Origin of the sequence: Salinivibrio sp. PR919, assembly GCF_001995355.1 — a bacterium.
In the GTDB taxonomy this organism is placed as follows: Bacteria; Pseudomonadota; Gammaproteobacteria; order Enterobacterales; family Vibrionaceae; genus Salinivibrio; species Salinivibrio proteolyticus.
This window is the reverse complement of the sequence record NZ_MUFL01000112.1, coordinates 1-7975: the sequence shown is the minus strand read 5'-3', so window position 1 is coordinate 7975 and position 7975 is coordinate 1. Positions and strand designations below refer to the sequence as shown.

The 7975-nt window shown below is 48.0% G+C and carries 11 protein-coding genes and 1 pseudogene; 3 read left to right on the top strand and 9 right to left on the bottom strand.

Annotation, left to right across the window (positions count from 1 at the left end; genetic code table 11):
• Together BZG83_RS15145 and BZG83_RS15140 are read left to right on the top strand one after the other, a co-directional pair.
• Nucleotides 1-645, top strand: a pseudogene (locus tag BZG83_RS15145) (HAAAP family serine/threonine permease); the annotation flags it as partial.
• A 224-nt stretch (nucleotides 646-869) separates the two neighbouring features.
• Complete coding sequence (locus BZG83_RS15140) at nucleotides 870-2231, top strand: L-serine ammonia-lyase (RefSeq protein ID WP_077481776.1); 1362 nt, start codon at nucleotides 870-872, stop codon at nucleotides 2229-2231.
• 155 nt (nucleotides 2232-2386) lie between these two features.
• On the opposite strand, the gene BZG83_RS15135 is transcribed toward BZG83_RS15140, so the two are convergent.
• The gene (locus BZG83_RS15135; protein WP_069587264.1) at nucleotides 2387-2980 is read right to left on the bottom strand and encodes an acetate uptake transporter; all 594 of its coding nucleotides are present in this window, start codon (nucleotides 2978-2980) and stop codon (nucleotides 2387-2389) included.
• Between the two features lie 265 nt (nucleotides 2981-3245).
• The gene (gene nfsA / locus BZG83_RS15130) at nucleotides 3246-3968 is read right to left on the bottom strand and encodes an oxygen-insensitive NADPH nitroreductase (protein WP_077481774.1); all 723 of its coding nucleotides are present in this window, start codon (nucleotides 3966-3968) and stop codon (nucleotides 3246-3248) included.
• A gap of 240 nt (nucleotides 3969-4208) precedes the next feature.
• Here nfsA and BZG83_RS15125 point away from each other — a divergent pair, with 240 nt between their 5' ends.
• The gene (locus BZG83_RS15125; RefSeq protein WP_069587260.1) at nucleotides 4209-4475 is read left to right on the top strand and encodes a GrxA family glutaredoxin; all 267 of its coding nucleotides are present in this window, start codon (nucleotides 4209-4211) and stop codon (nucleotides 4473-4475) included.
• 68 nt (nucleotides 4476-4543) lie between these two features.
• On the opposite strand, the gene BZG83_RS15120 is transcribed toward BZG83_RS15125, so the two are convergent.
• The 7 genes from BZG83_RS15120 to BZG83_RS15090 form a co-directional block, all read right to left on the bottom strand.
• The gene (locus tag BZG83_RS15120) at nucleotides 4544-4816 is read right to left on the bottom strand and encodes a DUF4282 domain-containing protein (protein ID WP_077481772.1); all 273 of its coding nucleotides are present in this window, start codon (nucleotides 4814-4816) and stop codon (nucleotides 4544-4546) included.
• Between the two features lie 46 nt (nucleotides 4817-4862).
• Complete coding sequence (locus BZG83_RS15115) at nucleotides 4863-5069, bottom strand: Txe/YoeB family addiction module toxin (protein ID WP_077481770.1); 207 nt, start codon at nucleotides 5067-5069, stop codon at nucleotides 4863-4865.
• 8 nt (nucleotides 5070-5077) lie between these two features.
• On the bottom strand, nucleotides 5078-5893 hold the full coding sequence (locus tag BZG83_RS15110; protein ID WP_077481768.1) for an arylamine N-acetyltransferase family protein: 816 nt from the start codon (nucleotides 5891-5893) through the stop codon (nucleotides 5078-5080).
• Between the two features lie 60 nt (nucleotides 5894-5953).
• Nucleotides 5954-6595: a LysE family translocator gene (locus BZG83_RS15105; RefSeq protein ID WP_077481766.1), complete on the bottom strand. Its 642-nt coding sequence runs from the start codon at nucleotides 6593-6595 to the stop codon at nucleotides 5954-5956.
• Nucleotides 6596-6622: 27 nt separating this feature from the next.
• Entirely contained in the window at nucleotides 6623-6991 is a 369-nt protein-coding gene (locus BZG83_RS15100; RefSeq protein WP_077481764.1) for a GNAT family N-acetyltransferase, read from the bottom strand.
• Between the two features lie 35 nt (nucleotides 6992-7026).
• Nucleotides 7027-7440: a PH domain-containing protein gene (locus tag BZG83_RS15095; protein ID WP_077481761.1), complete on the bottom strand. Its 414-nt coding sequence runs from the start codon at nucleotides 7438-7440 to the stop codon at nucleotides 7027-7029.
• Nucleotides 7441-7736: 296 nt separating this feature from the next.
• A partial coding sequence (locus BZG83_RS15090; RefSeq protein WP_131825104.1) for a GNAT family N-acetyltransferase occupies nucleotides 7737-7975 on the bottom strand: 239 nt, incomplete at its 5' end.

Sequence of the window (7975 nt, the reverse complement as noted above, 5' to 3'; positions counted from 1 at the left end):
GTGTTGGTCTTCGCGTTTAACCACAGCCCTGCGATTTCGGCGTTCTCAATGGCACAAAGCCGTGACCACGGTAAAGATGCCGAGCAGAAATCTGCGCAAATCTTGCTGCGTGCGGCAGGTATGCTACTTGGTTTCGTGATGCTGTTCGTGTTTTCTTGCGTACTGTCACTGACGCCTGCCGATCTGGCAGCGGCGAAATCAGAAAACATCGCGATTCTTTCTTACCTCGCTAACAAGCACGAAAGCCCATTCATTTCGTACCTAGGTCCTATCGTCGCTTTCGTAGCTATCGTCTCTTCGTTCTTCGGTCACTACTTAGGTGCTCGTGAAGGTCTGAACGGTTTGATCGTCAAAGTGATGCGTGGCGCCGATAACAAACCAGTCAACCGTAAGAAAATCGACGTGTTCACTGTGGTCTTCATGATCCTGACCATTTGGCTGGTTGCGACCCTAAACCCAAGCATTCTGGGTATGATTGAATCACTTGGCGGCCCAATCATTGCCACCATCCTATTCATTATGCCAATGTACGCCGTGAAAAATGTGCCAGCAATGAAGAAGTATTCAGGTACAATTAGCAACGCCTTTGTATTGGTCATGGGTTTGATTGCAATCTCAGCCATTCTTTACGGTTTGTTCTTCTAAATCGCAATAAAATGCGTGATAGTCATAGAGGTGACTATCGGGATGACTCAGTCAACCGCATCCATCGATGTTTGCGGTGATTCCCAAAAAATCAGGAGTGGGGTTTGCCCTGCTCCTGATTCTCATTACGAGCGCGGTATCGCTCGTTATCACAGTCAATACCACGGACGGATTGCGTAAACACTAAATCCATTGCCCTTAGGGCATTGACTGAGGTAAGACACATGATCAGTGTTTTTGACATTTTTAAGATTGGTGTAGGTCCTTCCAGCTCTCACACCGTTGGCCCAATGAAAGCCGGTAAATGCTTTATTGATGAGCTCGTCGCGAATCAACGTTTAACCGACGTCGATCGGATTAGCGTTGATGTCTACGGCTCTTTGTCTCTCACCGGTAAAGGCCACCACACCGATATCGCCATTATCATGGGCCTTGCAGGCAACAGCCCTGAAACCGTTGATATTGACTCTATTCCTGGCTTCGTCAAACGCGTCGAAGACACCGAGCAATTGCCGCTGGGCGAACAGCAGCATGTGGTCGCTTTTCCGCGTGAAGGTGGAATGAACTTCCATACCTCTAACCTCTCCTTGCACGAAAACGGTATGCAAATCCATGCGTGGCAAGGTGATGAGTGTGTGCTGAGCAAAACCTACTACTCGATCGGCGGCGGTTTTATTGTCGAAGAAGCCGAGTTCGGTCAGCCTGCCATGCAAACGGTGGAGGTCCCTTACGACTTCAATACCGCAGACGGCTTGTTGGCGCTCACGCAAGAAACCGGTTTTTCCATCAGCGGTTTGGTAATGGCCAACATGCGTGCCATGCACAGCCAAGAAGAAATCGATACCTACTTTGCTGACATTTGGAAAACCATGCAGGCGTGTATGAACCGCGGCATGGAAAACGAAGGGGTACTTCCGGGACCTCTGCGTGTGCCACGCCGTGCCGCTGCGCTGCGTAACCAGTTAAAAACCAGCGAAAAATACAACATTGATCCGATGGCCGTGGTGGATTGGGTGAACATGTTCGCCTTTGCCGTCAACGAAGAAAACGCCGCCGGTGGCCGTGTCGTAACCGCACCAACCAATGGCGCGTGTGGCATTATCCCTGCCGTGCTGGCCTACTACGATAAGTTTATCGAAACCGTCGACAAGCAAACCTACACCCGCTATTTCGCTGCATCCGGTGCAATTGGTGGCTTGTATAAGCAAAACGCCTCGATTTCTGGTGCAGAAGTCGGCTGCCAAGGCGAAGTAGGCGTTGCCTGCTCGATGGCCGCAGCTGGCTTGGCAGAGCTGATGGGCGGTAGCCCTCACCAAGTGTGCATGGCGGCAGAAATCGCTATGGAGCACAACCTCGGTTTGACCTGTGACCCAGTTGCGGGCCAAGTGCAAGTACCTTGTATCGAGCGCAATGGTATTGCCGCGGTGAAAGCGATTAACGCCTCTCGTATGGCGCTTCAACGCTCTTCCGAGCCACGTGTTTCTTTGGATAAAGTTATCGAAACCATGATGGAAACCGGTAAAGACATGAATGCAAAATACCGTGAAACATCGCAAGGCGGTCTTGCGGTTAAGGTGATGTGCTAACCGTCTTTGACGCGATAAGCACCGTTCACACGGTATAAAAAAGCCCGAGTTCGTCATGAGCTCGGGCTTTTTGTTTGGGCTTTTCGCTATAACCTATTACGCCTCAGCGAAGCCACGATAACCGCGTGAGCCTATACGCCCACGCGGTATAGCGATTAAGCGGCGTGTTGCGCCACAGCTGCCTGTGGCTGTTTGTCGCCCACTGGCAAGATAGTGCGACCATATTCTTCGTTTAGCACTTGCGCCATCGCGAAATAGATCGCGCTTAAACCACACACAATCCCTTCAAAGCCTGCAATGGTGCCAATAAAGGCACTGCCGGTGAAATCACGCGCGGCAAGCAGGAAGAACAGTACCGTCAAACTACCGAAAACAAACTGCTTGGCGAAGCAATAGCGCAGTGAGCCGATAAACATAAAGCCGGTAAACAGGCCCCACATGACCAAATACCATCCCATAAATGCGGCTGGGCTGGCCTCAGCAATGCCAAGCTTTGGCATCACAATCAAACCAACCAGCGTCAGCCAAAACAGGCCATATGAGGTAAACGCTGTGGTGCCAAAGGTGTTGCCCTTTTTAAATTCCATGATGCCCACGATCACTTGCGCGAGGCCTCCGTAGAACAGGCCCATCGCCAAAATCATGCTATCAATCGGAAAGAACCCTGCGTTATGAATGTTTAACAGCACGGTTGTCATACCGAAACCCATCAACCCCAAAGGCGCTGGATTAGCCAATTTGTTTTCCATAGTTACCCTACTTCGAAAAAATATGATTCAAAAGTCAAAAACTGTGCTCACAACCCTAAGGAAAAATGATCGTACAGCACAAAAACGCGGCAATATTACGGGTTATACCAAGGATGTAAATAGGTTTTAGCGCATTAAGGAAAAATCCAACYTTAAGCCAACAAAACAGTGAGAAAACTTAGGCATATTGCGCCCAAAAACATAAAAAAAAGCAGCGCAATGCTGCTTTTTTACACGGTGAACACTAAAGGGAAACTTGATGCGTTTAGCGGGTGCTAAAGCCCTGCTTATTCACAAAATCCTTCATAAATGGTCGCGACTCTTTTTCCAATGTTGCCGAAATTTGCTCGCTCCATGACATATCTTTGTTGCCCCCTGTGCGGGTTTGATAATATTCGCGCACTTGCTGATCGTACTCACCAAGCGCTGTTTCATCCATCGCTTGGTAGCTGTTCTCATGCACTAACAAAGATGCAGGCAACTTAGGCTTGCGCTCCGGATCTTGAGCGGGCACACCCAAACACATTCCGAATAAAGGCAACACATGTTTAGGTAATGCCAACAACTCAGCTACGTTGCTCGGCTGGTTACGTAGGCCACCAATATACACGCCCCCGAGCCCCATGGATTCAGCCGCCACCATGGCGTTTTGCGCCATCAGCGCGCTATCAATCGCACCGATAAGCGTCTGCTCGGTAAAACCTAGTTGGGCATTTGGATTGATTTGCTCATGGCGATGGAAATCGGCACACCACACTAAAAATTCCGCACAGTCGGCCACATACGCTTGGTTGCCCGCGTATTCCGCCAATAAGCGTCGTTTTTCTTTGTCCGTCACACGAATAATGCTGGTGCATTGCAAGAAGCTTGAGCTGGATACCGCGCGCGCCGCATCAATAATCTGGGTCAATTGCTCGGGAGAAATCGCGTCTTGAGTAAATTTACGAATAGAGCGGTGAGAAAGCAGTGTCTCAATCGTTGGATTCATGATGGGTCCTTTCAATCGGTATAACATCAGGTGATACGGGTATACACTTTTCTATACGGTGTCGCAAACCACTGCTCTGCCTACTATTCCGCCATATTGTTAGCCATCCGCGTCACACAAGGCCTTACGGGCGGTGAAAAAGAACAATCGATTTTTTCTATCAATGCAAAAGGTAATTTCGTCTTTTTTCTTACCCAGGGATCGGGCATAGTAAACCCATTGACGCTAAAGGAGATGACTATGTTCGTCGTAATTTTTGGCCGCCCTGGCTGCCCATTCTGTGTTCGCGCAAAAGATTTGGCTGAAGAATTGAAAACAAGCCGCGAAGATTTCAACTACCGCTATGTGGATATCCACGCAGAGGGTATTAGCAAAGCCGATCTGGAAAAAACCGTCGGTAAACCGGTTGAAACCGTGCCACAAATCTTTGTTGACCAAGAGCACGTTGGCGGCTTTACCGAATTTGAAGCCTACGCCAAAGAAAACCTCGGCCTGTATCAAGAATAAGGCGCCGATAATCTTACTAAAAAGCCAGCATCTCGCTGGCTTTTTTATACTCAACACTATCAACGCATTTACACGTCTGGACGCTCTTTCACCTCTTTGAGGCTTTGAAGATTTTCGTTGATTTTAAAAATCACAATCATCAACTCACACCAAATTCTTGCTCCTACTGCACCGGCAACAATAGTAAATAGGCCCATGGCAATGTTTTCCAGCCGCACCCCACCGTAGCCTCCAAACATAGTGCCTAGCCCCGAAGCTAATGCAATCAGTAACAACAGCCAATACAGTCCGGTGACCAGTTTTGGCGTCAACATCGAATTAAAAAAGAAGATAGATTTCACAGTTTGTTCCTTAATAAAAATGAGAAAAAGGGATTCGAATCAGCCACTATTCATAATAGCTCCAGAGCCTGAGCACTTTCACCACCGGTTCATCCTCGGGGACTTGATAGACCAAGCGATGTTGAATATTAATACGGCGTGAATAGGCACCACTGAGATCACCGACAAGCTTTTCAAACGGAGGAGGTTTATGGTAGGGATCGTCTTCAATCAGTGCTAACCAACCCTCATCGCATTCATCCGTCGCGAACATCCGCTCACTCAAGCCGCCGCGTTGGCCGTCACCTTTGCAAATGCGGTTTCCAACACCGCTTTGGGTGGTTGCAATAAAAACACCTCATGAACCAGCTGAGTTAATGCCTCGACGCTATCGATGCTTTTATCGGTGACAAGTTGCCCTGCCGCATCCCAGACCAAAAACTGCTGATTACGAATCAAATAGCGGTGTGAAGCGGTGATCAACGACACCACGAGGTTATTGACGAAAATGGCATCTAAGTGTTGATGAGAATAGAAATACGCCACTTCAAAGTCGGCTTCTACTACGTCGTAAAGCTCAACCTCGTACAGTGTTAGTGGCGGTTGATCGGGCTCGTGTAATACCACCGTCACCACATCGCCATTGCGCGTGATTTGATAAGTATCGTGCCCGATGACACAGGTGCGCTGGTTGATATTGAGTAATCCGCGAGGGGTTTTATTGCCAAAACCCACATCAACTAAATAGGTTTCACCATTGAGCTCAACCACATTCATTCGGTGAGTACGGGGATTGGTGGGCTTACCATTGAGCATCACCCGCGCCAGCACACTGCGCACCTTAAACCCCAAATGTTTAAGGGCAAGGTAGGCAATCTTATTATGCTCAAAGCAATAGCCACCTTGTTGGTTCACCACCAATCGTTCAAACAAAGCATCCGTCTGCAAAGAAAGTGGCTGCCCCGCCAAGGCATTAAGGCTAGAAAACGCATACCGCGCCAAGTGCTTTTCAATAAGCTCAGTAACCAGTGCCACGCCCTTCGCCTCACTCAACGCGAGGCGATGTAAATACTCTTCAATCATGGGTGCTGATGTCATCGTCGACTCCTTATGTGAATGGCACCAGATTAACCCCTCAAGTTGGGTTGAGGTAAAGCCTCACGCAGGATTGCGACTAAAAGCAGAGCGCAGCAATCCTAATCCTGCCAGCGCAAAGATCCCAGAAACTACTCGCTCAACCCAATGCGCCACTTTTTGGTAGACGTTCATCACGCCGTTGATTGAAAACAACAGGGAGTACATCCCATTCACCAAAAAGCCGACCAGCATACAAGTCAGCACCGCAGCGACAAGAAACAACCCATCACTGCTTGAACCCATTCCAACCGACAAAGCCGCCATCCATGCCACCACGGTTTTAGGATTAGAGGAATTTAGAACCACGCCACGAACAAACCATTTTCGGTATCCCACTTCTTGGTGATCGTTTGTGGAGACAGTCGCGGCGGCGTTAAAGGATGATTTAAAAGAAAGATAAGCCAGCCATAGAAGATAAACGCCACCCGCGATTTTTAGCAGCATGAGTAAATACACCGACCCTTGCAGCACCACCCCCAAGCCACTGGCGGCGACAATGCCCCAAAAAAGCAGCCCAATAGATAACCCTGCGCCGTAAACAAGGCTGACTTTTCGCCCCTTACTCATGGCGACGGTTGCATTGGAGATGTTCGCCGGCCCCGGAGAGACCGCGACAACAAAGAATGCGAACCCTATTGAAACCAGTGATAAAACGTCAGTCATCCTTGCTCCTTATTATCGATGTTGTGTCTAGAGTGGTTTTTCCATCGGCACGCAGTCTAAACGGATCCCTTTTGGGGCGTGATACGTTGATATCTCATCGCCCACAAAGCCGCATGCACGGTAAAAAGGCGCTGCATTGAGGGTGGATTCGAGCGTTAGCAATCGCAAGCCCTGTTCTTTCGCTAGGTGCTCTAAAAACTGAAGCATCTTTTTCGCCGCGTCCCTGCCACTGTAATCTGGCTCTACGAAGATGGCATCGACTAGACCAGTTTGTGTGTTGAGCTTACCGCTACCGATAACCTGCCCGTCTATTTCAGAGATGTAAAACGTATCAACCACATCGGTAATAAAACGCTCAGACACTCTATCCTGTGTCCATAGTATAAATTCGTATATGTCGAAAAGATTTAAATAAGAGCACTAACCTGAAGTTACTCGTTACTCTCTTGCGTATCAATAAACGCTCGACGAAAAAGAAGGGGGCTGGATATTCCAGGAATTGGAGCTTGAGGATTTCCTGCTCCTGAGACAACTATTGAACCAAAGTTGAAAATCCTCCCCAAAATCCCCTGATTGACTCGGATACTTTCGATCTTTTGAAGGTTAATCTCAATGGTTGATCGGCTGATGAGACCAAACTTAGCGATGATCCGCTTGTTCGTAATGGCAAGCTCTGTTGTAAAATACCTTATAGCAGCCGCGATCCAGAACAGAAGTCCTAGCCCATAGAAGGCTAAAAAGATAAATCCAAGAAGCAACAACGGCACAAGCGACCAGATACTTATCTTTCCTTGGTAGACGACCTGTTCCCCTTTTGTAAGTGCACTTTCTACATAACTTGCCATTTTCTTCTCCTTAGTTAATCGCATATACTCATGAAGTCCAACATCTTCATCTGTTATGCTTTATCATAAACTTTATCTAAAATGATAAGCTAAACACTCATTCTGTAAATACCGAAACCAAGATGTTTTAAATATAACTCGACTCAGACACAGCTGAACTAAGAAGTCACGAGACTACAGAGGTGTCATTTCTTAATTCTATTACACTTTATTACGGTGATGGACGTACACTAGTATTACTTTAGTGACTAAATCAACACCGATAATAGTCTTTCTCGCTGTTATCGATGTTGTGTTTAAAGTGGTTTTTCCATCGGCACGCAGTCTAAACGGATCCCTTTTGGGGAGTGATACGTTGATATCTCATCGCCCACAAAGCCGCATGCACGGTAAAAAGRCGCTGCATTGAGGGTGGATTCGAGCGTTAGCAATCGCAAGCCCTGTTCTTTCGCTAGGTGCTCTAAAAACTGGAGCATCTTTTTCGCCGCGCCCCTGCCACTGTAATCTGGCTCAACAAAGATGGCATCAACTACAC

Coding starts and splice junctions, on each gene's coding strand:
- BZG83_RS15140 (WP_077481776.1), top strand. CDS start 870: ATGATCAGTGTTTTTGACATTTTTAAGATTGGTGTAGGTCCTTCCAGC.
- BZG83_RS15135 (WP_069587264.1), bottom strand. CDS start 2,980: ATGGAAAACAAATTGGCTAATCCAGCGCCTTTGGGGTTGATGGGTTTC.
- nfsA (WP_077481774.1), bottom strand. CDS start 3,968: ATGAATCCAACGATTGAGACACTGCTTTCTCACCGCTCTATTCGTAAA.
- BZG83_RS15125 (WP_069587260.1), top strand. CDS start 4,209: ATGTTCGTCGTAATTTTTGGCCGCCCTGGCTGCCCATTCTGTGTTCGC.
- BZG83_RS15115 (WP_077481770.1), bottom strand. CDS start 5,069: ATGTTCGCGACGGATGAATGCGATGAGGGTTGGTTAGCACTGATTGAA.
- BZG83_RS15110 (WP_077481768.1), bottom strand. CDS start 5,893: ATGACATCAGCACCCATGATTGAAGAGTATTTACATCGCCTCGCGTTG.
- BZG83_RS15105 (WP_077481766.1), bottom strand. CDS start 6,595: ATGACTGACGTTTTATCACTGGTTTCAATAGGGTTCGCATTCTTTGTT.
- BZG83_RS15095 (WP_077481761.1), bottom strand. CDS start 7,440: ATGGCAAGTTATGTAGAAAGTGCACTTACAAAAGGGGAACAGGTCGTC.